22 protein-coding genes and 1 pseudogene are annotated in these 25,695 nt (G+C 58.3%); 12 read left to right on the top strand and 11 right to left on the bottom strand.

The window, feature by feature from the left end; genetic code table 11:
- Positions 1–52 precede the first annotated feature (52 nt).
- The 6 genes from RGM2987_RS05425 to RGM2987_RS05400 all read right to left on the bottom strand — a co-directional run bounded on the left by RGM2987_RS05425 (position 53) and on the right by RGM2987_RS05400 (position 4,181).
- Positions 53–982: a ZIP family metal transporter gene (locus RGM2987_RS05425; RefSeq protein WP_245139094.1), complete on the bottom strand. Its 930-nt coding sequence runs from the start codon at positions 980–982 to the stop codon at positions 53–55.
- A gap of 112 nt (positions 983–1,094) precedes the next feature.
- The gene (locus RGM2987_RS05420) at positions 1,095–1,976 is read right to left on the bottom strand and encodes a manganese catalase family protein (RefSeq protein ID WP_245139092.1); all 882 of its coding nucleotides are present in this window, start codon (positions 1,974–1,976) and stop codon (positions 1,095–1,097) included.
- Positions 1,977–2,242: 266 nt separating this feature from the next.
- Positions 2,243–2,620, bottom strand: a complete 378-nt coding sequence (locus RGM2987_RS05415) for a general stress protein (protein ID WP_245139090.1) — start codon at positions 2,618–2,620, stop codon at positions 2,243–2,245.
- Positions 2,621–3,116: 496 nt separating this feature from the next.
- A complete protein-coding gene (locus RGM2987_RS05410) occupies positions 3,117–3,365 on the bottom strand; it encodes a metallothionein (RefSeq protein WP_245139089.1) in 249 nt (82 codons plus the stop codon).
- Between the two features lie 28 nt (positions 3,366–3,393).
- Positions 3,394–3,663, bottom strand: coding sequence for a hypothetical protein (locus RGM2987_RS05405; protein ID WP_245139088.1), 270 nt, complete (start codon positions 3,661–3,663; stop codon positions 3,394–3,396).
- Positions 3,664–3,671: 8 nt separating this feature from the next.
- A complete protein-coding gene (locus RGM2987_RS05400; protein WP_245139087.1) occupies positions 3,672–4,181 on the bottom strand; it encodes a DUF892 family protein in 510 nt (169 codons plus the stop codon).
- Between the two features lie 192 nt (positions 4,182–4,373).
- Here RGM2987_RS05400 and RGM2987_RS05395 point away from each other — a divergent pair, with 192 nt between their 5' ends.
- Positions 4,374–5,207, top strand: a complete 834-nt coding sequence (locus tag RGM2987_RS05395) for an NAD-dependent protein deacetylase (RefSeq protein ID WP_245139086.1) — start codon at positions 4,374–4,376, stop codon at positions 5,205–5,207.
- A 303-nt stretch (positions 5,208–5,510) separates the two neighbouring features.
- Here RGM2987_RS05395 and RGM2987_RS05390 read toward each other — a convergent pair whose 3' ends face one another.
- Positions 5,511–6,413, bottom strand: coding sequence for a LysR family transcriptional regulator (locus tag RGM2987_RS05390; protein WP_245139085.1), 903 nt, complete (start codon positions 6,411–6,413; stop codon positions 5,511–5,513).
- A 167-nt stretch (positions 6,414–6,580) separates the two neighbouring features.
- On the opposite strand from RGM2987_RS05390, the gene RGM2987_RS05385 reads away from it, so the two are divergent.
- From RGM2987_RS05385 to RGM2987_RS05370, 4 genes and pseudogenes are all read left to right on the top strand, one after another.
- Complete coding sequence (locus RGM2987_RS05385; RefSeq protein ID WP_245139084.1) at positions 6,581–7,279, top strand: CoA transferase subunit A; 699 nt, start codon at positions 6,581–6,583, stop codon at positions 7,277–7,279.
- 35 nt (positions 7,280–7,314) lie between these two features.
- Complete coding sequence (locus tag RGM2987_RS05380; protein WP_003180355.1) at positions 7,315–7,980, top strand: CoA transferase subunit B; 666 nt, start codon at positions 7,315–7,317, stop codon at positions 7,978–7,980.
- A gap of 11 nt (positions 7,981–7,991) precedes the next feature.
- A complete protein-coding gene (locus tag RGM2987_RS05375; protein WP_245139083.1) occupies positions 7,992–9,173 on the top strand; it encodes an acetyl-CoA C-acetyltransferase in 1,182 nt (393 codons plus the stop codon).
- Between the two features lie 240 nt (positions 9,174–9,413).
- Positions 9,414–9,655, top strand: a pseudogene (locus RGM2987_RS05370) (enolase C-terminal domain-like protein); the annotation flags it as partial.
- Positions 9,656–9,858: 203 nt separating this feature from the next.
- On the opposite strand, the gene glgB reads toward RGM2987_RS05370, so the two are convergent.
- From glgB to RGM2987_RS05355, 3 genes are all read right to left on the bottom strand, one after another.
- Entirely contained in the window at positions 9,859–12,093 is a 2,235-nt protein-coding gene (gene glgB, locus RGM2987_RS05365) for a 1,4-alpha-glucan branching protein GlgB (RefSeq protein ID WP_245139082.1), read from the bottom strand.
- Between the two features lie 11 nt (positions 12,094–12,104).
- Positions 12,105–15,449: a maltose alpha-D-glucosyltransferase gene (treS, locus tag RGM2987_RS05360; protein WP_245139081.1), complete on the bottom strand. Its 3,345-nt coding sequence runs from the start codon at positions 15,447–15,449 to the stop codon at positions 12,105–12,107.
- 205 nt (positions 15,450–15,654) lie between these two features.
- Positions 15,655–17,652, bottom strand: coding sequence for an alpha-1,4-glucan--maltose-1-phosphate maltosyltransferase (locus RGM2987_RS05355; RefSeq protein WP_245139080.1), 1,998 nt, complete (start codon positions 17,650–17,652; stop codon positions 15,655–15,657).
- Between the two features lie 207 nt (positions 17,653–17,859).
- Between RGM2987_RS05355 and RGM2987_RS05350 the strand changes: the two genes are divergently transcribed.
- The 5 genes from RGM2987_RS05350 to RGM2987_RS05330 all read left to right on the top strand — a co-directional run bounded on the left by RGM2987_RS05350 (position 17,860) and on the right by RGM2987_RS05330 (position 23,063).
- Positions 17,860–18,024: a hypothetical protein gene (locus RGM2987_RS05350; protein ID WP_198725323.1), complete on the top strand. Its 165-nt coding sequence runs from the start codon at positions 17,860–17,862 to the stop codon at positions 18,022–18,024.
- A 692-nt stretch (positions 18,025–18,716) separates the two neighbouring features.
- Positions 18,717–19,574 (top strand): McbB family protein, encoded by an 858-nt coding sequence (locus RGM2987_RS05345; protein WP_245139079.1) that lies wholly within the window; start codon positions 18,717–18,719, stop codon positions 19,572–19,574.
- A complete protein-coding gene (locus RGM2987_RS05340) occupies positions 19,571–20,365 on the top strand; it encodes a SagB/ThcOx family dehydrogenase (RefSeq protein WP_245139078.1) in 795 nt (264 codons plus the stop codon). The genes RGM2987_RS05345 and RGM2987_RS05340 overlap by 4 nt, the downstream gene beginning before the upstream one ends.
- Positions 20,362–21,561: a YcaO-like family protein gene (locus tag RGM2987_RS05335; protein WP_245139077.1), complete on the top strand. Its 1,200-nt coding sequence runs from the start codon at positions 20,362–20,364 to the stop codon at positions 21,559–21,561. The genes RGM2987_RS05340 and RGM2987_RS05335 overlap by 4 nt, the downstream gene beginning before the upstream one ends.
- A 737-nt stretch (positions 21,562–22,298) precedes the next feature.
- The gene (locus RGM2987_RS05330; RefSeq protein WP_245139076.1) at positions 22,299–23,063 is read left to right on the top strand and encodes an AAA family ATPase; all 765 of its coding nucleotides are present in this window, start codon (positions 22,299–22,301) and stop codon (positions 23,061–23,063) included.
- Here RGM2987_RS05330 and RGM2987_RS05325 read toward each other — a convergent pair.
- The gene (locus tag RGM2987_RS05325) at positions 23,014–23,511 is read right to left on the bottom strand and encodes an MgtC/SapB family protein (RefSeq protein WP_245139075.1); all 498 of its coding nucleotides are present in this window, start codon (positions 23,509–23,511) and stop codon (positions 23,014–23,016) included. The genes RGM2987_RS05330 and RGM2987_RS05325 overlap by 50 nt on opposite strands.
- Positions 23,512–23,647: 136 nt before the next feature.
- On the opposite strand from RGM2987_RS05325, the gene RGM2987_RS05320 reads away from it, so the two are divergent.
- Together RGM2987_RS05320 and ccoG are read left to right on the top strand one after the other, a co-directional pair.
- A complete protein-coding gene (locus RGM2987_RS05320) occupies positions 23,648–23,884 on the top strand; it encodes a DUF3203 family protein (protein ID WP_245139074.1) in 237 nt (78 codons plus the stop codon).
- A 321-nt stretch (positions 23,885–24,205) separates the two neighbouring features.
- Positions 24,206–25,615: a cytochrome c oxidase accessory protein CcoG gene (ccoG, locus tag RGM2987_RS05315; RefSeq protein WP_245139073.1), complete on the top strand. Its 1,410-nt coding sequence runs from the start codon at positions 24,206–24,208 to the stop codon at positions 25,613–25,615.
- Positions 25,616–25,695 lie beyond the last annotated feature (80 nt).

The raw sequence follows: 25,695 nt of genomic DNA, 5'->3' as shown, positions 1-25,695 counted from the left end.
CCCCCCCCCGCCACAGCAAGCTTCCTCGCCACAGAAGCTCGCGAGGCGCTGCTCAACCCAACGCCGTATCCAAGAACATCATCACCGCAAACCCCATCATCAACCCCAGGGTGGCCGGGGTTTCATGGCCGTTGCGGTGGGTTTCAGGGATCACCTCATGGGACACCACGAAGATCATCGCCCCGGCCGCCAAGCCAAGGCTGATGGGATAGGCCACGGCGACACCCGAGGACATGCCCAGGCCGATTACCGAGCCCAGCGGCTCCATCAGGCCCGAGCCCACGGCAATCAGCGCGGCGCGCAATGTGCTGATCCCGGTTACCCGCAATGCCATGGCGATGGCGAGCCCTTCGGGAATGTCCTGGATGGCAATCGCCGTAGTCAGGGGCAGGCCGACCTTGAAGTCACCATCGGCAAAACTGACGCCGATGGCCATGCCTTCCGGCAAGTTGTGCAAGGTGATCGCCAGCACGAACAACCACACCCGGTTGATCCGTTCGGCCTGTGGGCCACGGCGCCCGCTCAATTCATGTTCGTGGGGCACGAAGCGGTCGAGGCCGATCATCAGCGCAACACCCAGTCCCAGGCCGATCACGACGACAAACGCGGCCAGCAGCTGGTTGCCACAGATAACCTGCGCCGCAGCGATGCCCGGCAGGATCAGCGAGAAGGAACTGGCGGCAAGCATCATGCCGGCGGCAAAACCGAGCATGATGTCCTGGGTGCGTGACGAGATATCCCGCAGCACCACCGCCATCAGCGCGCCCAATGCCGTGGCGGCGAAGCCGGACGTACCGCCCAGCACCGCATAGCCCAGATTCTGCCGATCAGCGCCCACCAAGGCGTTGTAGCCGCTGTACAGCAACAGCACCGCGACCACCGCCAACCCGAGCCAGAAACTCACCCCCAGCAGCGGATTGTTCTGCACCGGATCCAGCCAGGTACGCCAGGGAGATCGGATCCGGGAAGTGGGCTGGTCCATCGAATGTCCTTACTGTTTAGCCACGCCAGGGTCGATCGTCCATGCAACAGCGCGAACGATCCACCGAAATGATCAGGCGAGGGAGCCCTGCCCCCTCGCCGCTTTATTGCAATTACAGTTTGTCACCTTGCATCCCTGAACCCAAGTCGGCACCGGTCATGGGATCGCTTTCCGGGTTGGACATCGTCCGCGCCTTCATGTCCATCAGCAGGGCCTCGTCTTTTTCACTCAACTGGACACTGGCCGTGCCATCGCCGCCGTCCACCGCCGGCGTTGGGTTTTCGACAAACTCCCAATCGTCGCCCTGGTTCCACGGACCGCGCACCGCAGGCTCGCCCTGGGACATATTGAAGTACACGTTGGTGAACTCCGGCATGCCTGGCAATTTACCTTGCGGGAAGTTCGGCTGGATCGAATGCAGGGCTTTTTCGAACGACATCTGGTGAGCGATTTCGCGGGTCATCAAGAAGCCCAGCGCCTCTTTCACGCCCGGGTCGTCAGTAAGATTCATCAGCCGCTCGTAGACAATCTTTGCCCGCGCCTCGGCGGCGATATTGGAACGCATGTCAGCGGTCGGTTCGCCAATGGTATCGACATAGGCCGCGGTCCAGGGCACACCGGCGGAATTGATCAGGGGTGCACCGGCACCGTAGAGCAGGCTGGTGACGTGGGAGTCGTTGCCGGCACCGTTGATGTCCCGGTACAACTGCCCCTCCTTGTCCACGCCTTCGGCCATCTTGCCCTTGGCGCCCTTGTTGAGCATCACGATGATCGAACCGATGATCTCCAGGTGGCTGAGTTCTTCAGTGGCAATGTCCATCAGCAAATCCTTGCGACCTGGATCATCCTCGGCCAAGGCCTGGGTGAAGTAGCGCGACGCCGCCGCAAGTTCGCCCTGGGGCCCACCGAACTGTTCCAGCAACAGGTTGGCAAGGCCCGGATTCGGTTCAGCGACACGGACGGTGTACTGCAGTCGTTTGTTATGTAGAAACATGATCAAGCTCCTCATTCAGGACACAGTTCATGAGCACGCCGTCATTAGCAGGCCCATAAAGGTCTGAAGAAGTAATAGGAATAAAATTTATCTTTTCTTCAATAAACGAGACGAACGGCAATCTTTACAAAAGTGTATAAGACTGCGTCCATTGAATACTGAAGCGAACAGCGAATCGGCTTGCGATCCATAAATCTTTAAAGCTTTGCATCTATCCGGACCGAAACAGGCCCCAAGCCATCAGCCTGGGGCCCGTGGATCAGCAATCAGGATTTACGCCCTCCGCCATGACTGTTTTCGCCACCCTTCTTACCGGCTTCGGCAGCTTTTTCCCGGTCGTTGGCAAAGTTGCCACCCGACGCCTGGCCGCCTTTCTTGCCGGCTTCCGAAGCGCGTTCCGGATCATTGGCGAAATTGCCACCGGAGGCTTGCCCGCCCTTGCGGCCGGCTTCTGCGGCGCGTTCCGGGTCGTTGGCAAAGTTACCGCCAGAGGCTTGGCCGCCCTTGCGTCCCGCCTCGGATGCACGTCCCGGGTCATTGGCAAAATTGCCACCCGACGCCTGGCCGCCTTTCTTCCCGGCTTCCGATGCCTTCTCACGATCGTTAGCGAAATTGCCAGGGTTGTTATTGCCTGTGTTAGCCATTTCATTCACCTCGTTAGTTGCTGTTAGCGAACCCCTCGGCTCGTATTATTCGGAAAACCTGAGGCCGCCAAGGTTTTAACAAACATCACCAGACGGCGACGAACGGTCAGCACTTTCAAGTTCAGCTTATTTACGCCAAAGGCAAGCGCCTTACATTCCAACAAGCTATCGAACCGGCGAAGACCGATAACTTTCTTAAAAGCCAAAAGTACTGTGAAAACTGGCCTGCCAGCGACGCTTTGATACCTCGGATATCAATTGCCGTCCCACGGACAAACCCGTTTTCCATGAAAAAACAGTGCGTGTCTTTCCACGCTGTCCGCCAAAGGTCGAGTGACGCCCGCACCCCATTGCACCGGTCTCGTCACCCAGGCCTCGCGCCGTTCCAGGAAGCCAAAACTCGCGGGCTGCCGGCGTTATCCTGCACCACCGCACTGACCGGCTTGCGGTGTCCGGATACCCTGTCACCGATATCCGGATCAAGAGACGTACTTATTCAGGGAGAAATCGGGTCGCTGGCCGGAAAGGTTTCCTCCAGGGCGTCGTCCAGCTGATTATTGGTGATATCCCGCTCGTCGACCTTGCCACTGGCCTCGCAGTGGCAGTCGGGTGCAGGACAGGGTTCGCCATTGGGGTGTTGCTCAGCGCAGGCCTGGCTGCAATACGCCTCGCCGTCATGATTGAACACTCGCTGCGGATCGACATCGCAATCGCAGTCGGGGCAGCCACATTTCAATTCGCTCATGTCTGTTCTCCGGTTGGACGACGACGCATCACGAGCCCACCAGTAACTGGACTTCAAGATTGGCCGCCGCAACGCCGTGATTGGCCACGTACACCTCGGCGGTCCAGCCTTTGGTCCGGTTGCGATAGGACTGGGTGCCCAGCGCCGTACCGCTGTCCCATTCGATGAGGTCACCGATGTCGATGTCATTGGCCGAACCCAGCTCGAACACCGTATGACCGTCCTCTTGCGCGACGTAGACACCGACCATTGCGCTCTGGCGATTGATGGCGCGTACTTCACCGATGGTCTGCTTCATAGGTTCACTCAGCGCTTGGCTTCGGTGTGCGGGTTGGCCGACCGCTCGAGGAACGCCTGGGTAATCTGCGGCAGGTGGTCGCGCAGCCAGTCGGCCATGGCGATTTCCTGCGGCAGAATCTGCTCGCACGCCCGTTGCGTCTCGACATCGCCGGCCACTTTTGCCGCTTCGATCAGCACCGTGTAGGAGGCGATCTCCAGGTTCTCGAACACATAGCCGCTCATGGCGCCCTTGACCACTTCGTCGCTCATGGTCATGCCGCCCACCGCCTGACCGAAGGCCATGAGTTTGCCGGCCATGTCCTTGAGCATCGAAGTGCTGCCGCCCAGGCGCTGGATGCACTGCTCTACCAGTTTTTGCTGGCCGAGGGTTTCTTGCAGATGTTCCTCGATGCGGGCCTTGAGAACGGGGTAATGCTCCAGGCGTTCGGCCTGGGCCTTGAGCATTTTTTCCGCTTGTTGCTCCATGGCATGGGCATCGTTGAGCCAGTCCAGCAGGTTCTCTTTAGGCGTTGCCATTTCCTTCTCCTTACGCTTGGTCGTCACTGCAGCGCAGCGACAGTTCTGAAGTACCGCACATAGAGGTGGATGGCGCAGGAGCGGGGAAAGTTTGAAGCAACCAAAGGCCAGGGCGACGAAAGGCATCGCTACCGCCATGCGGCGCGATCAGGATGCTAATCTCAACGGCTCCAGGCCAACGGAGAGCCGCAGATGCCCGATGATTTTCACCCCGGTCCGCTCGATCAACTGCTGGAGCAGATGGCCGGGCGCCGCTTCCTGGTCCTCACCGGTGCCGGCATCAGCACGGCGTCGGGCATCCCTGATTACCGCGACAGCGAGGGGGTGCGCAGGGGGCGTCAGCCGATGATGTACCAGGAGTTTCTCGCCAGCACCGAAGCACGCCGGCGTTATTGGGCGCGGGCGATGCTGGGCTGGCCCCGGGTGCGCCAGGCCCGACCGAACGCGGCCCACGAAGCCTTGGCCCAATTGCAGGCCGACCAGCGCATCAGTGGCCTGATTACGCAGAACGTCGATGCGCTGCATGACCAGGCCGGCAGCCAGGCTGTGATCGAGCTTCACGGCAGCCTGCATCGGGTGCTGTGCCTGGACTGCACCCAGCGCAGTGAGCGGCAACAGATCCAGCAACTGATGGAGGCACAAAATCCTTACCTGGCGGATGTCGACGCAGCGCAGGCACCCGACGGCGATACGCTGCTGGACCCGGCATTCGAGGCGCGCTTCCAGGTGCCCCGCTGCCCCCATTGCAAGGGTGATCGATTGAAACCCGACGTGGTGTTCTTCGGCGAAAACGTCGCCACCGCCACCGCCGCCCGCGCTACACAAGCCGTAGAGGACGCCGAGGGTCTGCTGGTGGTGGGCTCGTCGCTGATGGCGTTCTCGGCGTTTCGCCTGTGCCGGGCGATCAAGGACCAGGGCAAGCCGCTGCTGGCAATCAACCGGGGCAAGACCCGGGCCGATGAGTTGCTCGATCTGAAAGTTGAAGAGGCTTGCGAGCGGGTGCTGCCGTTGCTGACACAGCGCTAATTCCGGCACGCCATGCCCTTGTGGGAGCACGGTGATTCACCACGCAAGTCCCGCCATAAATCCTTGTGGGAGCGGGCTTGCTCGCGAAAGCGCAGTGTCAGTCACCCTCGCTGTCGAATGTGCCACCGTCTTCGCGAGCAAGCCCGCTCCCACATTTGAAATCGTGGTGATACACCCATGCAAGCCCCACCATGAATCCCTGTGGGAGCGGGCTTGCTCGCGAAAGCGCAGTATCAGTCACCATCGCTGCCGGACGTGCCACCGTCTTCGCGAGCAAGCCCGCTCCCACAGGGGTAAAGGTGTTCAGCCTGTGGTTAACTGCACGCCTAACTGCTGATCCTTGAACGTATCGAACAACGCCTGCGCCGCCGCCGAAAGTTCGTGCCCCGGCTTGGTCAGTACGCCGATGGCCCGTTCGATCACCGGATCGCTCAGGGTGATGCAACGGGCGCCCAGCTCATGCATCTGCCCGATGCACAGCGCCGGCACCGCGCTCACGCCGAGCCCGCTGGCAACCATCCGCCCGACCGTTGCCAGCTGATGGCTCTCGAATTCCACCGGCAGCTTCATGCCGCGGGCTTGCAGGTGTTCTTCCAGCATCACCCGTACGGTGGACGGTCGTTGCAAGGTAATGAACGGCTGTTCCAATAACGTCTGCCACTGGATGTCCGCAAGCCCGGCCAGCGGCGAATCCGCAGGCACCACCGCGACGAAACGGTCCAGGTACAGCGGGGTGAAGACAAGGGACGAGTTCTGCAAAGGCTCGAACGCCACCCCCAGTTCGACGTGACGGTCGCGCACCATCTCCAGCACCTGTTCGTTGATCACATCATTGACCGTGACGTTGACATTCGGATAGCGGGCGCGGAAGGTCTTGAGGATCGGCGGCAGCAGGTTACCGGCGAACGACGGCATCGCCGCCAGCGTCACCCGCCCTCGTTGCAAGGTGAAGCGCTGGCGCATTTCGTCCTCGGCGTTGTCCCAGTCGGCAATCAGACGGCGGGCCAATGGCAACAACGATTCGCCTTCGGGCGTCAGCGCGACGTTGCGGGTATTGCGGCTGAACAGGCGACCACCCAAGCCTTCTTCCAGGGCCTTGATGGTCAGGCTAAGGGCCGACTGCGACAGATGCAGCCGCTCGCAAGCCACGGCGAAACTCAGGCTCTGGGCGACGGCAAGGAAGGCGCGGATTTGCTTGAGGGTCATGAGGGTCGCTTCGCTCCAGCGGCAAGCCGTGAGTTTCGAGCCGCAAGTGAATGACGGCACTATTGAGTTTTATCAATCAATTCAACCTAAAAATCAACTTAACAAATATATGACTTGGCGCAACACTGCATTTCATTGCGACCCCATCAAGAATAAAAGAGGTGTCTATGGCAGGTTTCGACAAACGCGTGAGCTCTTATGAAGAAGCGCTCGACGGCTTGAAAGACGGCATGACCGTTATCGCAGGCGGCTTCGGCCTGTGCGGAATACCGGAAAACCTGATCGCCGAGATCAAGCGCAAGGGCATCCGCGACCTGACCGTGGTCTCCAACAACTGCGGCGTCGATGGCTTCGGTCTCGGCGTGCTGCTGGAAGACCGGCAAATTCGCAAGGTGATCGCGTCCTACGTGGGCGAGAACGCGCTGTTCGAGCAGCAGTTGCTCAGCGGCGAGATCGAAGTCCAACTCACTCCCCAAGGCACCCTCGCGGAAAAAATGCGCGCCGGCGGCGCGGGCATCCCGGCGTTCTTCACCGCCACCGGCGTCGGCACTCCCGTGGCCGAAGGCAAGGAAGTGCGTGAGTTCCATGGCCGCCAGTACCTGATGGAAGAATCCATCACCGGTGACTTCGCCATCGTCAAAGGCTGGAAAGCCGACCACTTCGGCAACGTGGTCTATCGCCACACCGCCCAGAACTTTAACCCGCTGGCGGCCACGGCGGGCAAGATCACCGTGGTAGAGGTCGAGGAAATCGTCGAGCCCGGCGAGCTGGACCCGACGCAGATCCACACCCCCGGCATCTACGTCGACCGGGTCATTTGCGGCACGTTCGAAAAGCGCATCGAACAGCGCACCGTGCGTAAGTGATCCCCTGCCCCCGGCCCGAATGAAGGAATAACGACATGGCACTTTCCCGCGAACAAATGGCTCAACGCGTCGCCCGCGAAATGCAGGACGGCTACTATGTGAACCTGGGAATCGGCATCCCGACCCTGGTCGCCAACTACATCCCCGAAGGCATGGAAGTCATGCTGCAATCAGAAAACGGCCTGCTCGGCATGGGCGCCTTCCCCACCGAAGCCGAAGTCGACGCCGACATGATCAACGCCGGCAAGCAGACCGTCACCGCGCGCATCGGCGCCTCGATCTTCTCTTCCGCCGAATCGTTCGCCATGATTCGTGGCGGCCACATCGACCTGACCGTGCTGGGTGCGTTCGAAGTCGATGTGGAAGGCAACATCGCCTCCTGGATGATCCCTGGCAAACTGGTCAAGGGCATGGGCGGCGCGATGGACCTGGTGGCCGGTGCCGAAAACATCATCGTCACCATGACCCACGCGTCCAAGGACGGTGAGTCGAAACTGCTGCCGCGTTGCAGCCTGCCGCTGACGGGCGCCGGGTGCATCAAGCGGGTGCTGACCGACCTGGCCTACCTGGAAATCCAGGACGGCGCCTTCATCCTGAAAGAACGTGCCCCGGGCGTCAGCGTCGAGGAAATCGTCGCCAAGACCGCCGGCAAATTGATCGTGCCGGATCACGTACCGGAAATGCAGTTCGCTGCCCAGTGAGGAGAAATTCGATGCAAGAAGTCGTGATTGTCGCCGCCACCCGTACCGCCATCGGCAGTTTCCAGGGTTCGCTGGCTTCCATTCCCGCGCCGGAGCTCGGTGCGGCAGTGATTCGTCGCCTGCTGGAGCAAACCGGCCTGGCCGGAGAGCAGGTCGATGAAGTGATTCTCGGCCAGGTGCTCACCGCAGGCTCGGGGCAGAACCCGGCTCGCCAGGCGTCGATCCTCGCCGGCCTGCCCCACGCCGTTCCGGCGCTGACCCTGAACAAGGTCTGCGGCTCGGGCCTCAAGGCGTTGCACCTCGGCGCCCAGGCGATCCGCTGCGGCGACGCCGAGGTGATCATCGCCGGCGGCATGGAGAACATGAGTCTGGCCCCCTACGTGTTGCCGGCTGCACGCACCGGCCTGCGCATGGGCCACGCGAAGATGATCGACAGCATGATCACCGATGGCCTGTGGGATGCCTTCAACGATTACCACATGGGCATCACCGCCGAGAACCTGGTGGATAAATACAGCATCAGCCGTGAGGACCAGGATGCGTTCGCCGCCGCGTCCCAGCAGAAAGCCGTCGCCGCCATCGAAGGCGGCCGCTTCGCCGAGGAGATCACGCCGATCCTGATTCCTCAGCGCAAGGGCGACCCCGTGGCGTTCGCCACCGACGAACAACCGCGGGCCGGGACCACCGCCGAGTCCCTGGGCAAGCTCAAGCCCGCGTTCAAGAAGGACGGCAGCGTCACTGCTGGCAACGCTTCTTCGCTCAACGACGGTGCGGCAGCGGTGTTGCTGATGAGCGCGGCAAAAGCCCAAGCCCTGGGCCTGCCGGTGCTGGCGAAGATCAGCGCCTACGCCAACGCTGGCGTCGATCCGGCGATCATGGGCATCGGCCCGGTCTCGGCCACACGTCGCTGCCTGGACAAGGCCGGCTGGTCATTGGAGCAACTGGACCTGATCGAAGCCAACGAAGCCTTCGCCGCCCAGTCACTGGCAGTGGCGAAGGAACTGAAGTGGGACATGGACAAGGTCAACGTCAACGGCGGCGCCATCGCCCTGGGCCACCCCATCGGTGCTTCGGGCTGCCGGGTGCTGGTGTCGCTGCTGCATGAAATGATCAAGCGCGACGCCAAGAAAGGCCTCGCGACCCTGTGCATCGGCGGCGGCCAGGGCGTGGCGTTGGCGCTGGAACGCGCCTGACGGGCGAGCGTTCAACGGTGGCCGTGCGGCCCCACGAGTAGCCGCACAGCCATTGGCAACAACGCCGGCGCGACTTTGGTTGCGCCGGTTTTTTTTGCCTGTGTGTTTATCGGGATACTTGACGGCCCCATCGCGAGCAGGCTCGCTCCCACAGGATCTTGGGTTCCCCTGTGGGAGCGGGCTTGCCCGCGAAGGGGCCATTACATTCAACATCAAGGCAAGCTGACCCACCGCTTTTTCCATGCGATCACCTTGCAGTCGGTGGACATCCCCCTCGCCGATCCGCATTTCTGGACCATGCAGGGCTCGGTGCGGGTGGCGCAGATGTGCAACGAATGGGACCTGACCTGGGGTTCTCATTCCAACAACCACTTCGACATTCCCCTGGCAATGTTCACCCATGTGGCCGCCGCCGCACCGGGCGAGATCACCTGATTCCGGGTTGGACGTTCAACAACAAGCAGCCGTGCCTGGTGCGTTGAATTAGCCAATCCCACAATGGACAGGTGAACAGATCTGTGGCGAGGGAGCTTGCTCCCGCTCGGTTGCGCAGCGACCGCAAAAATGGGGCTGCTGTGCAGCCCTGCGGGAGCAAGCTCCCTCGCCACAAAAGCCTCAAGCCCTCAAACTTCAGGTCTCAAGCCTTAAGCCCTGTAAGCCCTCAAGCCCCGGCCAGCCATGATAGCTACCCCTCCGGCCGCAGGATCAGCACCGCCAACGGCGGCAGATTCAGCTCAAGCGACAACGCCTGCCCATGGCTGGGCACGGCTTCGGTGGAGGCTCCGCCGCCGTTGCCATAGTTGGACCCGGCGTAGGTGTCGGCATCGCTGTTGAGCAGTTCCACCCAGCGCCCGGCAAACGGCACCCCCACCCGATAAGCCTCACGCGGCACCGGGGTGAAGTTGGCGACTACCAGCACCGGCCGCCCGTCCTTGCTCCAGCGCAGCCACGCATAGACGCTGTTCACCGCATCATCGCCAATCAACCACTGGAAGCCCTGCGGCGCATCATCCTGGTCGTGAAGCGCCGGCTCCTCGCGGTAGAGCCGGTTCAGGTCGCTCACCAGCTTCTGCACCCCACGGTGCTCAGCGTATTGCGTCAGGTACCAGTCCAACTGCTGATCGTGGTTCCACTCGCGCCATTGGCCGAACTCGCAGCCCATGAACAGCAGCTTCTTGCCGGGATGGCCCCACATGAAGCTGAGATAAGCCCGCAGGTTGGCGAATTTCTGCCAGCGATCGCCGGGCATCTTATCGATCAACGAGCGCTTGCCGTGGACCACTTCGTCATGGGAAATCGGCAGCACGAACCGTTCGGACCAGGCGTACACCAGGCCAAAACTCAACTCGTTGTGATGGTGGGCGCGGTACACCGGATCCTGCTGGATGTAATGCAGCGAATCGTGCATCCAGCCCATGTTCCATTTGTAGGCAAAGCCCAGCCCACCCTGTTGCGTGCTCTGGCTGACGCCGGGCCATGCCGTGGACTCTTCGGCGATGACCAGCGCGCCGGGGGTTTCCAGCGCCACCACGTCGTTGAGGTGCCGCAGGAAATCGATGGCTTCCAGGTTCTCGCGCCCACCGTGCCGGTTAGGCACCCATTCGCCGGCCTTGCGCGAATAGTCGCGGTACAGCATCGAGGCGACCGCGTCGACACGCAGGCCGTCGATGTGGAAATGCTTCAACCAGTGCAACGCCGACGCCAGCATGAACCCGTGGACTTCGGTGCGCCCCAGGTTGTAGATCAGGGTGTCCCAATCCTGGTGGAAGCCTTCCAGCGGGTTGCCGTATTCGTACAACGCGGTGCCGTCGAACTGCGCCAGGCCGTGGGTATCGGTGGGGAAATGCGCCGGCACCCAGTCGAGGATCACGCCTATGTTCGCCCGGTGGCAGGCGTTGACGAACGCGGCGAAGTCATCCGGCGAACCGAAACGTGCCGTCGGTGCGAACTGTGACAACGGCTGGTAGCCCCATGAACCACCGAACGGGTGCTCCATGATCGGCATCAACTCGATGTGGGTGAAACCGAGCTCTTGGACATAGGGGATCAGCCGTTCGGCCAGTTCATGCCAGTTGTATTGGCGCGACACCTCCCCCGCCTCGTCGATTTCGCACTGCCAGGATCCGGCGTGCAACTCATAGATCGACAGCGGCGCACCCGGCAACTGGCGCTCGCGCCGATGCTGCATCCACTCATCGTCCTGCCATTCGATTTTCAGCGGCGAGGCAACTCTGGACGCGGTGTCCGGAGGCATCTGGCTGGCCAGCGCCACCGGGTCGGCCTTGAGCGGCAGAATGCCGTGGGCCCCGAGGATTTCATATTTGTAGGCCTCCCCCGCGCCCAGGCGTGGAATGAACAACTCCCACACCCCGGATGGATAACGGATGCGCATCGGATGGCGACGCCCGTCCCAGACGTTGAAGTCCCCTACCACCGAGACCCGACGCGCATTCGGCGCCCATACGGCAAAGCGCACGCCTTCGATGCCATCGACAGTCGTCAGTTGTGCACCGAGGCACGAGCTGAGATCGCGATGATTACCTTCAGCGAACAGGTAAAGATCCATCTCCCCCAGCAGCGGCCCGAAGCTGTACGGGTCTTCCGCGACCTGCTCGCCGCCGGCCCAACGGGTACGCAGCCGATAGGCCTGGGTGTGGTCGAAATGCCCGACGAACAACCCCGGAGTTTCGCTCAGTTGCAGCTCACCGAGCACTTCATCGCTGTCACGGGCCAGCACCTGCACACTCAGCGCACCAGGCAGATAGGCGCGGATAAATTGCCCGCCTGCACCGTCGTCATGGGGCCCCAGGATGGAAAACGGGTCCTGGTGTTCGGCGCGCACCAGCGCGTCGATGTCACGGGGCGACGGCAGCAGTGACGCTTTAGCCTGCCCTTGTGGTTCTTTGTTCGAGACACTCATGATTCTCTCCACTAAATCGGTCCGGCTAAGTCGGAAAAAGGTTCCAGCCCACTCAATAACCCGTACAGACCGTGCAACGGCACGGGCAGCCAGGCAGGGCGATTCTCGGCTTCATAGGCCACTTCATAGGCCGCCTTCTCCAGGCCGAACAACGCCAGTGCGGCGTCTTCGCCTTCAGCATCCTTCCACTCATGGGCAAGACTAGCTGCCGCCTGCCGATATGCCTGGACAAATGCCTGGCGAGCCTCTGCCAGGTAACGGTCGGCCACCCGTTGTCGGGCCGCGTCGGCATCGGCGGTGCTGTCGACGGTGTGCAGGTGAATCGCCATCGCCGCTGCGTAATCGAAGGAACGCAGCACGCCGCTGACGTCCTTGTACGGGCTGTGCTTGCCCCGGCGCTCATGCAGTGGCCGTGCCGGCTCGCCTTCGAAGTCGATCAGGTAGGCGTCGCCCTTGATCACCAGCACCTGCCCCAAATGCAGGTCGCCATGGACGCGGATGCGCAAGCCACCGACAGCCTTGCCCGCCAGTTCCTGCACATGGGCCAGGACGGTTTTCTTGTGTTCCAGCAAGCGTGCGACCATCGCCTGGTCCGCAGGGTTCAATTGCCCCTGGTTGTGCTTGAGCAGACGCAAGGCGTTTTCCACCTGCGCGGCGACGTCCTTGCCAATGGCCTGGGCGTCCTTGGCACTGGTGGCCTGCGGCGCGAAATCCGGATCGTCAGTAGCCTGGGCCAGCACCTGGTGCATTTCCCCCAGGCGCTGGCCAAGCATGCCGGCGAAATCCTTCAACTCGCCCAAGGCGTTGTAATGCTGCTCCTGCTCGGATACGGCATCGGCCAACTCATCGCGCAAGGCGCGTTCGAGGTTGTTCTGGGTCCATTCCCAGGCATCCCCCTGATTGCTCAGGTAGCCTTGGGCGATCATCAGCAACGCATCTTCGCCTTGGGCATTGCGGCGGATCACCGAACCCAGCAGCGGAGAAATGTTGCTGAAGCCGGCAGCGGTCAGGTAGGCGCTCATCTCCAGTTCCGGATGCACGCCCGATGCGACCTTGCGGATCAGCTTGAGGACGAGGCTGCCGCCCACCACCACCGAACTGTTGGACTGCTCGGCGGACAGGTAGCGCACCTCCGGCTCACTCCCCAGATTCAACGCCGCCAGACCTTCGGCAGGCTCGAAACGCAACTCACCGTCCGCACACGGCAGCACCGTGCCGGCCTGCATGCTCTGCAGGACCGAGCGAATGAAGCTTTCCAGGCTGAACGCGTCGGTGATGAACCCCACCTGGCGAACCCGACGAACCCGCGACAGCGCCAGTTGCTGTGGCAACGCCGCGCCCAACTGATCTTCGGCCAGCAGGCCGAACGGCAGTTGATAGCGCAGGGTCTGGCCACCGCTGGTCACATCGATTTCGCTGAGCAATACCGGATGCTGTGGGTCGCCGAAACGTACGCCATAGACAATATCGACCTTCTCGATGGCGCTGTCCTTGCCGGCAAACCAGCGACGGTTCTGCAACCAGCTTGGCAGGATGGTTTGCTCCAAGGTGGTGCGCGACGGTGCCTCGAGCAATTCTTCCAGGCGCTTCTTCAGCACCAGGGTGGTGAAGTCCGGCAAGCTCTGGGCCGGCTCCACGTGCCAGCTCGGCATCTGGTTTTCCGCCGCCAGGGCGAACCAGTAGAAACCGTACGGCGCCAGCGTCAGCAGGAAATTCAGCTGGCCGATGGGCGGGAAGGCATTGCCGCCCAGCATCTCCACCGGAACCATGCCGGCGTAGGCCGACAGGTCCAGCTCGGCGGCCTGGGCGCTGCGGGACACGTTGGCCACGCACAGGATGATTTCGTGCTTGCCGTCCGGGCCGGTGTATTCGCGGGTGTAGGCCAGGATCCGCCGGTTGCTCGGCGACAGCATCTTCAAGGTACCGCGGCCAAAGGCCTTGGACTGCTTACGCACGGCCAGCATTCGCCGGGTCCAATTGAGTAGCGAGTGCGGATCGCCGGACTGGGTCTCGACGTTGACCGACTGGTAGCCGTACTGGGGGTCCATGATCGGCGGCAGTACCAGGCTGGCCGGGTCGGCCCGAGAGAAACCGCCGTTGCGGTCGATGGACCACTGCATCGGCGTACGCACGCCGTCGCGGTCGCCCAGGTAAATGTTGTCGCCCATGCCGATTTCATCGCCGTAGTACAAAGTCGGCGTGCCGGGCATCGACAGCAGCAGGCTGTTGAGCAACTCCACCCGGCGCCGGTCGCGTTCCATCAGCGGCGCCAGGCGTCGGCGAATCCCCAGGTTGATCCGTGCCCGACGGTCGGCCGCGTAGTAATTCCACAGGTAGTCGCGCTCCTTGTCGGTGACCATCTCCAGGGTCAGCTCATCGTGGTTGCGCAGGAAAATCGCCCACTGGCAGTTGGCGGGAATCTCCGGAGTCTGGCGCAGGATGTCGGTGATCGGAAAACGATCTTCCTGGGCCAGTGCCATGTACATGCGCGGCATCAACGGGAAGTGGAACGCCATGTGGCATTCGTCGCCATTGAGGCCCTGGGCGTCGACATCGCCGAAGTACAGCTGGGTGTCCTCCGGCCACTGGTTGGCTTCGGCCAGCAGCATCCGGTCGGGGTAGTTGGCATCGATCTCGGCGCGGATCAGCTTCAGTACATCATGGGTTTCGGGCAGGTTTTCGTTGTTGGTGCCGTCGCGCTCGATCAGGTATGGGATCGCGTCCAGGCGCAGGCCGTCGATGCCCATGTCCAGCCAGTAGCGCATCACCGACAGCACTGCCTTGATGACCTGCGGGTTGTCGAAGTTGAGGTCGGGCTGGTGCGAGTAGAAACGGTGCCAGAAGTACTGGCCGGCCACTGGGTCCCAGGTCCAGTTGGATTTCTCGGTGTCGAGGAAAATGATCCGCGTGCCGTCGTATTTGTGATCGTCATCGGACCAGACGTAGAAGTCCCGCGCCGCCGAACCGCGCTTGGCCTTGCGGGCGCGCTGGAACCACGGGTGCTGGTCCGAGGTGTGGTTGATGACCAGCTCGGTGATCACCCGCAGGTTGCGCTTGTGGGCTTCGGCGATGAACCGCCGTGCATCGGCCATGGTGCCGTAGTCGGGGCTCACGCCACGGTATTCGGCGATGTCATACCCGTCGTCGCGTCGCGGCGAGGGGTAGAACGGCAGCAACCAGATGGTGTTGACGCCCAGGTCGGCAATGTAGTCGAGCTTTTCGATCAGGCCCGGGAAGTCGCCGATTCCGTCGTTATTGGAGTCGAAGAAGGACTTCACGTGGACCTGGTAAATCACCGCATCCTTGTACCAGAGCGGGTCGTTGATAAAAGTGGCAGACCGGGGTTTCTTCGCCATTTGCAACTCCTGATGAATTCAATAAAGCCGCCGGGGGCACGGGCTGTTAAGGCCTCTTGTGAAAAAGAGCTTTTGTGGCGAGGGAGCTTGCTCCCGCTGGACTGGGCTGGCGCACCAGTGCGAAGCGCTCCCAAAGGGCGGTTGCTTCGCAACCGAGCGGGAGCAAAGCTCCCTCGCCACAGATGTGCTCATGTATCGCCAGCCCTCAAGACACACTGATCCGCCAGATCCCGAACGGCTGGTACGCCGGGTCGATCCGCATGAACTGATACTTGCCATGCCAGGTCCAGCGGTGGCCGTTCATCAAATCCTCGCCCTGGGTCTGAGCATCGTCCGGCAGGCCCATCTCCCACAACGGCAACTCGAAATTGGCCTCCTGCGGGTTGTGCGGATCGAGGCTCACCGCGACCAGGATGAAATTGCTGCCGTCGGGCGTGCGCTTGCCAAAAAACAGAATGTTGTCGTTCCAGGCGTTGTAGATCTTCAGGCCCAGGTGCGTATGCAACGCCGGGTTCTGTCGGCGGATACGGTTGAGCTGGGCGATTTCAGCAATGATGTTGCCCGGCGCGGTGAAATCCCGGGGGCGGATCTCGTACTTCTCCGAATCCAGGTATTCCTCCTTGCCCGGCACCGGCGCCGACTCGCAAAGCTCGAAGCCTGAATACATGCCCCACAGGCCCGAACCCATGGTCGCCAGCGCCGCCCGGATCAGGAAACCGGCACGCCCCGACTCATGGAGAAAGGCCGGGTTGATGTCCGGCGTGTTGACGAAGAAGTTCGGCCGGTAGCATTCACGCAGCGGCGACTCGTTCAGCTCGGTGAAATAGGTCGCCAGCTCGGCCTTGGTGTTGCGCCAGGTGAAATAGGTGTAGCTCTGGGAATATCCCACCTTGCCCAGCCGCGCCATCATGGCCGGCGTGGTAAAGGCTTCGGCGAGGAACATCACTTCCGGATGCTGGGCCCGCACATCGGCTATCAACCACTGCCAGAACGGCAACGGCTTGGTGTGGGGATTGTCGACGCGGAAGATCTTCACGCCTTCGTTGACCCAGCCGACCACGACGTCCCGCAGCTCCAGCCACAGACTGGGAATCGCGTCGGCGGCGTAGAAGTCGACGTTAACGATGTCCTGGTACTTCTTCGGCGGGTTTTCCGCGTATTTGATCGTGCCGTCCGGCCGCCAGCTGAACCAGCCCGGGTGCTGCTTGAGCCATGGGTGGTCCTGGGAACACTGGATCGCGAAGTCGAGGGCGATCTCCATGCCATGGGCAGCGGCTGCCGCCACCAGCCGGCGGAAATCCTCGCGGCTGCCCAATTGCGGATGAATCGCCTCGTGCCCGCCGTCCTCGCTACCAATGGCGTAAGGGCTGCCAGGGTCGTCGGGACCGGCGGTGAGGGAGTTGTTCGGGCCTTTGCGAAAGCTGCGACCGATGGGATGGATCGGCGGAAAGTACAGCACATCGAAACCCATGTCCTGGATCATCGGCAGGCGCGCGTGCACGTCATTGAAGGTGCCGTGGCGCTTGGGATCGTCGGTGATCGAGCGTGGAAACAGCTCATACCAGCTGGCGAACTGGGCCCGTTCGCGCTCCACATCCAACGGGTATTCGGGGCTGATGCTCAGGTAGGGCCGGTGATCGGCCAGGGACATGAGGTCGGCACTGTGGGGTTCAAGGAACAAGGCCACCTGTTCGGCGGGCAACAGACCCGACAACTGATGATGCAACGCCGCCAGTTGTTCGCTCAGTTGACCGTCACTGCGCTCGGCGGCCTGCTGCACGTGATTGCGACCTTCCTGCAACTCCAGGCTGATCGGCACGCCGGCCGCGTATTTCTTCTCCAGCTCGTAGCAGAAACTGGCGAATTGATCGAACCAGGCCTCAATGCAAAACACATAGCGGCCCTGGCTCGGGACGTTGAACTGCCCACGCCAGCTATTGTTGCCAAGGTCGGCCATGACCTCGCTGTTCCAGACCTCATCCTCCAGCGCGCGCCAGCGGATGCGCACGGCCAGTTTATCGTGACCATCCATGAACACTTTGCTGGTCACAGTCACGTCCTGCCCCGCCACGGCCTTGACCGCAAACTGCCCGCCGTCGATCACCGGCATCGTGTCTTCAATCGCAATACGTGGCAACAACAAGGCGTGGGACAACGGCAAATGCGGGTTGTACGCCGAGTCAGTCGGGTGTTCAGCAGTCATCGAGCATCGCTCCTTTTACGCCCCATGGACGCGCTTGTGGGTGAAAGGCCCAACAGGTCCTATGAAAAAACTCACTTAAACTCCGAACCGAACCGACGGCCAAAAGTTCAGCGAGATTTGCCCGGCCCGGCGGGATAAAAGCCGGCCTTGGGCGGTCACAAAAAATAAGCACGACTCAAGCCATGTGCATCACGGAGGCCCGACCCGATGACTATCCCCATCCCGGCTGAAACCCCTGATCCGAACATCGACGACCCCAACCTGCCGCCCCCCGGCCCTGACCCCGAGCCGATTCCGGAAAAAGACCCACCGCTCGATCCACAGCCGCCGCTGGGAGATCCGCCGAGCGAGGCGCCGCCGGAGAGGGTTTGATGGGCAAGCGTAGTTGTTCGAGAGGTGACGGCGTCAGCGCTCTGCTCTAGGGCGGTATGACCGCTCGTCGCCTCGCAGGAAATAAAAAGCAAAAATAGACTGTGTCAAGAGTAGGAAACTTCCCACCTGAAGAACATTTAATCGTCATCTACGTCCAGGTATTTAGCCCGCGCAATTATTTGTCCTGCATAAGATTTTTTATCTCGCCAGCTACGCATTTCCTCCTCCCTCCCCTGGCACCACCTTTTTTGGCGAAAAACTGCATCAGAACTTTCTCTTGAGCGTGAAAGACGTTTCCTACGCCTCAAAAAAAATGCGATTGCCAACCTATCTACACCTCGCTAAAAATTAAGTCGCCGGCAAAGTTGCACGGCAAACTTACTCAAGGAAAGAGGAATTTCAATATGAAACCGAACAACAAATCCGAAAAATTAGGTGAAGTGATATTTCTATTCACAGACGATTTCGGCAACACACCGTATACGCCCACTGTTGGAGGATCAGGAAGCGCGGGTGGTTGCGGGGGAAGCGGCGGATGTGGTGGTGGTGGCGGATGTAAAGGTGGCAGCGGAGGGAGTGGGGGCAGTGGTGGCAATGCAGTAACACAATCCTGCAACCACTAATAATAGCCAATAATAGCGCGGGCCTTTCCAATAATCGCATTTATCGAAAGGCCCGACCGAGAATTCGCCATGAAATTAAGCATTTCCAACTACGAATTACTAAATTTCGAGACTTCCAACGCCGTAGTTTCGGAAAAAGGAATAGCCCGTGTCGACTCCCCAGCGATGTTGAAGCTGCTTAAAGAACTAAAGTCAGTGGAGTGCATTACCAAAAGTGACCTTAACGAACTATTCGCAAACCACAACCTCGAACCAACAAATGCCTATGACTTCCTGAGCTCCGCCATACGCATTAATACAGCAAAAGACCTCAACTACTTCGAAAGCACATTGATCGTGAACAACTGGGGGGAAACATCAAATTTAGAAAATATATTATCGCGTGAAATCGAAAATCTGAGCATTTGCAGCTTGGAGGATCTTAATCTCTACACCCCTCACAAAAAAGAACGCTACATCATAATACTCTGCTCAAATTATAACTACGCAGATATAAAAAAACTTTATTTCTCTATTGCAAAAAAATGGCCAAAATCGGCAATAAGTGTATGTTATGGCAGCGCCGACCTTTTTCACATCAGCCAACCCTATATTCCGGAAATAGGTAATCCCTGCCACTTCTGCACCATCGACAAATTGATCAGCAACGAAACCCACTCACCTTCAGTCAATACATGGTCAAAGCTACTTAATTTTTGCAAAGGCAAAAATATCAATCTACCCCGCACAAAACCAACCCTCCTCCAAGAATCATTAATACTAGGTGCGGTCGCAAGGGTAAGCCGACTCGTGTCAGGGACAACGACCGCCCAAAAATATCAAGATAATATTTTTCAAACAACAACGATAAATCTTGGCAATGGTCATATCAGTCAAGCCTCGGCAACGCATTGGCATCTGTGCGACTGTCTAGGCGCAGAAAAATGAAAAATATACCTCACGATTATTACCTTCGTTTTCTAGACCCTTTCGTTCACGACGACGTGCTGTCTTTCCATACAAAAGGCAACTATATAATCCATCCAGCCACCCAACAATCAGCCAATCTCCACTTCCTCACAGAACAGCAACTGGAAACTTTAACTGGAAATGAGCTAAAGCTTTACCCGGACATTAGCGTCGAAATTCCAATGAACCCGCACCATGAAATTGACCCAGCATTAATAAGAAACGAGTCAGAAACTCTATTTAACGAGACCGAGATTGATTTCAGCACCATTGAAAAACTCGTTACGCCGTTAACGAGACTACAAGCCAATGAAAGCAAACGGGGCTACCCAAGCGGTGGAGCGTTATACCCTGTCGAAATATTTATCTGCTCGCTTGCGCGAGACAATAAAACATGGCCTAGCAAAGAAAAAATCCTACACCTCTTGCCAAAATCAAAGACATATGAAGTCGTTTTAGGCACAGAGAATGTAGACGAACTCCGAACGGCTATTCTGCCAAAGAGTAGCGATATTGGTTATCCGAGCCTAGCGCTGATATATGCTGCCTATCTGCCAAAGGCTTTATTCAAGTATCGATATCGCGGCTACCGCCTGGCAACCATGGAAGTGGGATCAATTTACATGCTAATAGAACTTAGTGCCAAATCCCTGAACTTACGTTGTCGTCCTTGGTCGGCATACACCGACACGATGGTTTGCAAGGCACTCAAACTAAATCCTGCACTCTTTGTTCCTATGTGCGTGCACTACATAGGGAGGCAGAGATGAATATTTACCGCAGAGAAAATCAGCTTGTGGATGCGCGATTCACATACCAACCAGCTAATTTGTTGACTCTCCCATCTACGGTGGAGGTCACCGATCCTTGGGAAAATGGTGGTTCGGGCATAGGCAATGGCTCACACGCGCTCAGATCTGCTGTAGGGGAATTTTTTGAGCGGCAGCATTTCTATGTGGACGTAGTATCCGACCTGAAAAGCAGTTTGAACTATTCGTTGACCGAAGCTGAAGTATCAAAATTTACCCAGGCATTTTCTCAAACAAAAAAGCAGCATGTCACTCAATCAGTGCTGAGTGCACATCAATACAACTTGAGCCAAGTGTTCCGCCTATCAGATCTGTCCTCCTGTCACATTCCGACAGCGTGCATCACCTTAAGCAGCGTACGGACCGAGACAGAGAATTTCATTTATCCCCTTCGTGACACATGTGGTTGTGCCTTTGGTTGGCACCCTGAACGTGCGATTCTTGGTTCATTGAAAGAATCGCTTGAAAGGCAGTTCTTATTAAAATTCTGGTTAACGGGTGTTTGCGTCAAGGTAATCGACGCACCGACGACAGGAGCTGCGTTGGCAGGGACCGGGGCTGAGACGCTATATACAGCCCTAGCCGGGAGTGGCCAATTATCCTTTATTGACATATCCGAATCTGGATATCCAGGCATTTGCATCTTGGCTGTATACGGACAACAGAGCCAAAAGCACAACGTTCATTATTGCGCAGGAATGGCTTACGCCCCCACTTTGAAACTCGCGTTGGAAAAGTCACTACTGGAGTTATGGCAGACTTACCGATTTATTGATCTTTTCCAATCGACAGGACAGAAAATAGAAAGCATCCATGACTCATATCTAAGATATTTCCTCCATTGCAATCGCTTTGAAGTTTATGAAGACATTACATCAGTCCGAACCCAAGCACTAGCGCCATCACACTTTACTACGAAGCCTTTTTCTTTAACCTCACTTCTAAACAGTATTGCCAGACACAACGCACTCGGCTACATATACCTCAAGGCGATTCCGATAGAGGAGAGCCTTGGGTATTGCAGCAAGTTCGTATCACCTGATTTTTTTATGCACATGAATAATTCACAACATATCAACTTAAACAACCTGTACTCCGAGCCTTTCCTCCAGGAGATACTACCAAGACGTGCCGAACAGATGGTTCCATTCCCATAGGGCAAAGCAATGCAACGACATATAATTTACCGCTCTGCAAAATTAGCTATTTTATTTCTGAAAGAACAATTCAAGGAGCCCACCGCACTATTATGGACTATCATATCACCCAGCTTATTTTATTACTTATTGCGGTATACTAACGACCATCAAAGCAAGCTACCCCCTAACTACATGGAAGATAGCGCATGGTTCTATGCTTACATTGCATCAAGCGTTGGGTTATTCGGATTTTCACTATACATCATAGGCCGACGAGAGAGCGGATTCGTTCGTTCCTTCATCTATTCCAAAGACTCAAAGATAGTATTTTTGACCGCTCAACTTTTGTCCTATTCATTAATCGCAGTTATTTACTGTTGTACTTTCTACTTCCTCACCAAGATTCTCTCTGGCGAATTTCACGGACTAGAGCTACTGAACATCGCGACGAGATTCTATGCTTGCTTCCTGATCTTTTGCTCCATGGGACTCTTGCTGACATTACTCCCCCTGACATTCCAAAACTCGAGCACATTGTTCTCCATCATTCTATTCACAATGATTGCCTTGGGATTCGCCAACCCTGTCATTGACGGCATTAGTTATCTGAACCCATTACAGATAGCAAAAAATATCATGCGAACCGGCCTTCTTAAAAACATCGAGGTACTGGCTATCTCAGTTATAACCCTGATAGCCACGCTTTTGCTTTCGATGAAATACCTTCGAATAAACCCTATATGGAGTCGCTACTAATGAGTGCATTGACTGTCGATCAACTCAACATTAGTTTTCCAGACAAAGCACTGTTTCGGCAAGCATCACTGCGTATCGAACCGAACTCCATCACAGGAATACTGGGACCCAATGGTTCTGGAAAAACAACGTTCTTCGACATTTTGTGCAACGTAAGGAAAGCCAAGGGCCAGAACCTCAATAATAGCTTTCGCACCCAGTTGTATTTATCCCAAATCATCACCACACCGTCGGTGCTGCGTATGCATGAGATATTCCAGATGGCTACGGTATTGACTTCAGACAAAAAAACAACTCAACAATGTGCACTAAGCAAAATAGCTAAATGGTGCCCGGAACTCGTTGAACGTTATAAAGAAATTTGGAAAAAAAAATCTGCCGTCTGCAGTTATGGTGAGAAACGATGGTTTTTCACCCTTTCACTTCTTGCGCTGGAGCCCGATCTGTTAATCCTGGACGAACCCACCGCAGGCGTCGATCCGGAGTTTCGCCATTACACGTGGCAATGCCTCAAGCAAGCCGCTAACGAAGGAGCCGCCATCGTTATGTCGTCTCATAACATTGAGGAAGTTGCGGCTAACTGCGATTCTTTTTATATGATTATCGATTGTCAGTTTAGGAAGTTCCGTTCGGCACACGAATTCACATCGGCATTCAGCGCTGGCTCCTTGGACGAGGCATTTATCAAGGCAACCTCTGCGTCACCATCGCCATTCAATCGGGATCTTTTTCCAAAGCCCGGACAATCACCGGCATCACGCTGAAAATCGCCAACGCCAGGATTGTGCTCAACACTGCCGTCGCTTCTCGTCCCAGTCCGGCGGCAACACCGATGGCGGCGGTCATCCACAGGCCGGCAGCGGTGGTCAGGCCTTTTACATGGCCTTCATCGCCATTGTTGTTTTTCAGGATAGTACCGGCGCCAAGAAAGCCGATGCCTGCGACGATGCCCTGGATCACCCGGCTCATGGCGTCGGCCTGGGAGCCGGACATTTGTGGCACGAGGACGAACAACGCAGCACCGAGAGCCACGAGCATATGGGTGCGCACGCCCGCGGCCTTGCCCTTGTGTTCACGCTCGAATCCCAGGATGCCGCCCAGCAGTGCAGCCATCAGCAGCCGAATGGTGACGCGCGTCATCTGCTGTGCATCGGTGATGTCCGCGAATTCCGCATGCAGGGTGATCCAGACCTCATGCCACCAGCTTTCCATGAATCGTCCTCTTTGAGTTCCGTGAACGATGGACCACAGGCGCAGCCAGACGTGCCCCCCCGACCGCTGATCCGGAGTAACGAACCCTGGGTTGGCAGCGACGCCTAACGGTTATTACCCAGGAAGGAGGAACACCATGATTGAGCGCATCGATAAGGACGGGACTTGCCACTTCCAGACGAAAAACGGACCGGAGCAGCGGCCTGCCAGCGAGCTGACCGTCATCACCGACCCGGAGAAAGCCATGTCGGCCGTGGAGCTGAATGGCGGGCGGATCTACATCACCGAGGCTGAAGCCGATGCCCTGACGGTGGCTGGCGCGGTTGACGGGCGACAGAACCTCAAGGCTACGGACAGTGGTTCGGTGATCTGAGCCCAACCAAGGCGACACCGCTTCCCTGTGGCGAGGGCGCTTGCTCCCGCTTGACGCGCCAGCGTCCCCTGCGAGGTGATACCCAAATACAGGGGGTCGCTTCGCGCCCCAGCGGGAGCAAGCTCCCTCGCCACAAGGATTTGTTTGCTCTTACGCATGTACATCAAAGCCTGTTCGCCCGTGATCGCCTGCATCAAAGTGTCGCATCCACGGCACTTGGCGCCATCTGATCCGGTTTTTATCAAGACACCTGAGTCTGTTATGCAAACAGTTCCATGGTCATAGTTCGCCCGCCAGATACAGGCTGATGAGCGACCGACCATGAGCGATAGAATCCCCGTCCAGTTGATCCAGAGTTTTGAACCCGCGCCGAAGATCCGGGCCAGGACCACCGACAACCTGATCCACACCCGCAGCTTTACCGGCTTGTTTCGCACATTGCGCATCAGTGGCGCGGGGGTTCTGTTCTTGCTGTTCTTCGGTACGGTGTGGCTGGACTGGGGCGGTCGCCAGGCGGTGCTCTGGGACCTATCCGAGAGCAAATTCCATATTTTCGGCGCAACCTTCTGGCCCCAGGATTTCATTCTGCTTTCGGCGCTGTTGATCATCGCCGCTTTCGGCCTGTTTGCGATCACCGTGTTCGCCGGTCGCGTGTGGTGCGGCTACACCTGTCCACAGAGCTCCTGGACCTGGATTTTCATGTGGTGCGAGAAAATCACCGAAGGTGAGCGCAACCAGCGGATCAAGTTGCAAGCTGCGCCCTGGGGACTGAACAAACTGCTGCGCCGCTCAGCCAAGCACACGCTGTGGCTGGCCATCAGCCTGCTCACCGGCTTGACTTTCGTCGGCTATTTCACCCCTATCCGGCCGCTGGCCGAAGAGCTGCTGACCTTGCAAACAGCCGGTGTCAGTTTGTTCTGGGTGCTATTTTTCACCGGCGCCACCTACCTCAACGCCGGCTGGCTGCGCGAGGCGGTGTGCATGCACATGTGCCCTTATGCGCGGTTCCAGAGCGTGATGTTCGACAAGGACACCCTGACCATTTCCTACGACGCCGCCCGCGGCGAGATACGCGGGCCGCGCAAGCGCGATGCGAAGCCAGCCAATATCGGCCTGGGTGACTGCATCGACTGTCAGATGTGCGTGCAGGTCTGCCCCACCGGCATCGATATCCGCGATGGCTTGCAAATGGAGTGTATTGGCTGCGCCGCCTGCATCGATGCCTGCGATTCGATCATGGACAAAATGGGCTACGCCCGTGGCCTGATCAAATACACCTCCGAACACCAGTTGCAAGGTGGCAAGACCCATCTGCTACGCCCCCGGCTGATTGGATATACCGCCGTGCTGCTGGTAATGATCGGCGCGCTGGTCGTTGCCCTGGTGGAGCGTCCCATGGTGTCGCTGGACGTCAGCAAGGACCGTGGGCTGTTCCGCGAGAACAGCCAGGGCCAGATCGAGAATATCTATAGCCTGAAAATCATCAACAAGACCCAGCAGCGCCAGGACTACCAACTGTCCTTGGTGGATGGCGACGGCTTCGTCTTGCAAGGCAAGACACAACTGAGCCTGGCCCCCGGGGAAATCGTCGATGTGCCAGTGTCGGTGGCGATGCTCAGCGAACGCCCCGAGAGTGGCTCCCGGGAAATGGCCTTCAAGGTGGCCGATAGCGACGAGCCTGGCATCTACAGCGTGGCCAAGAGCCGTTTTGTCGCGCCGATGAATCGCTGAGGCCTTAAGATGCCGCACTATTTTGTGGTTGTGGGAGCGGGCTTGCTCGCGAAGGCGGCACATTCAACATTGATGCAACC

The organism is Pseudomonas sp. RGM2987 (genome assembly GCF_022952855.1).
Lineage (GTDB): Bacteria > Pseudomonadota > Gammaproteobacteria > Pseudomonadales > Pseudomonadaceae > Aquipseudomonas.
Note: the sequence above shows the minus strand (reverse complement) of the source record. Positions and strands in the feature narration are given on the sequence as shown.